Annotated in this window: 1 protein-coding gene; it reads left to right on the top strand. The window is 56.4% G+C overall.

What is annotated here, in order from left to right; all coding sequences use genetic code 11:
- The first annotated feature begins 96 nt into the window (after positions 1 to 96).
- Positions 97 to 1,302 (top strand): ISL3 family transposase, encoded by a 1,206-nt coding sequence (locus CKW26_RS29240; RefSeq protein WP_095051126.1) that lies wholly within the window; start codon positions 97 to 99, stop codon positions 1,300 to 1,302.
- Positions 1,303 to 1,308 lie beyond the last annotated feature (6 nt).

The following is a 1,308-nucleotide window of genomic DNA, read 5'->3' as shown; positions in this document are numbered from 1 at the left end:
GGTTCTTCACGGAATCCCGGGAAACACAGAAACAAGAACGCCGATTTGATTGATGATGTTCGTGCGAGCAAACACATCTAACAAACCGGCGTTCTTATGCGCGATATTAATACTTTCCTTCCTTTTTGGGAGGGCTTTTCTGTCGTCACGATCAAGCCTGATGGTGACGCGCTTCAGATCGACCTGATTCCCCACGCCACCCGATTCCCTTCCTGTAGCGGCTGCCAAAAGACCTGTTCAACCACGCATGAGTATTGCGAGCGAACCGTCCGCGATTTACCGATTCTCGGCCGTGCGGTGCGCCTCAGCGTGTTGCTCAGGCGTGTTGGCTGTCGTGATTGCGGTAAACGTATGGAGGCCGTCAGTTGGCTGGACCGCTATGCCCGCATGACGCGGCGTCTGGCCGAGGCGGTTATTCAAGCCTGCGAGCGCCTTCCCACACTGCACGTGGCTCAACTGTTTGGCCTGCACTGGGACACCGTTCGGTTGCTGGAGCGTCGAGCCTTGCAAGCGGCGTTAAGCGTTTTGCCAAAGGCGCAACCGCGACGTCTGGTGATGGACGAGTTCGCCCTGTTCAAAGGTCATCGTTACGCCAGCGTTGTCCTAGATGCGGATACACGGCGAGTGCTGTGGATCGGTGAAGGTCGCAGCCGAGCAGCGGTCAGGCCTTTCTTCAAAGAACTGGGGCCAGAGGGTTGTGCTCGAATCGAAGCGGTGGCGATGGACATGAACACCGCTTTTGACCTGGAGGTTCGTCAGCACTGTCCCAACGCGCGAGTGGTCTACGACCTCTTCCATGTGGTGGCCAAATATGGCCGAGAGGTGATTGATCGGGTCCGCGTCGACGAGGCTAACCGGTTGCGTCACGACAAGCCTGCCCGCAAGGTTATCAAGCAGGCGCGATGGCTGTTGCTGCGCAATCCGCAGAACTTGAAAACGCCGGAACAACAGGTCCGCCTGGAGGATCTGCTGGCGGCCAACCAAGCGTTGATGACGGTCTACTTGATGAAGGCTGAACTCAAAACACTCTGGACCCCCAGTACTGCCTGGGGTTGGCGATCGGCCTGGAAGCAATGGCTGCGCTATGCGCATGAAAGCGAAATACCAGCTCTGATCCAGTTCGCCAAACGGCTAAAGGGTTACTGGCGGGGCATCGTGAGCCGGGTTCGCTGGCCGATGCACACCGGTCAGTTGGAAGGAATAAACAATCGAATAAAGGTCATCAAGCGGATGGCGTACGGTTACCGAGATAGCGAATTCTTTTTCATGAAGATCAAGAGCGTCTTTCCCGGTAATCCGTGAAGAACC

Source organism: Pseudomonas sp. Irchel s3h9, from assembly GCF_900187475.1.
Lineage (GTDB): Bacteria > Pseudomonadota > Gammaproteobacteria > Pseudomonadales > Pseudomonadaceae > Aquipseudomonas > Aquipseudomonas neuropathica.
This window is presented reverse-complemented; position numbering and strand designations above follow the sequence as displayed.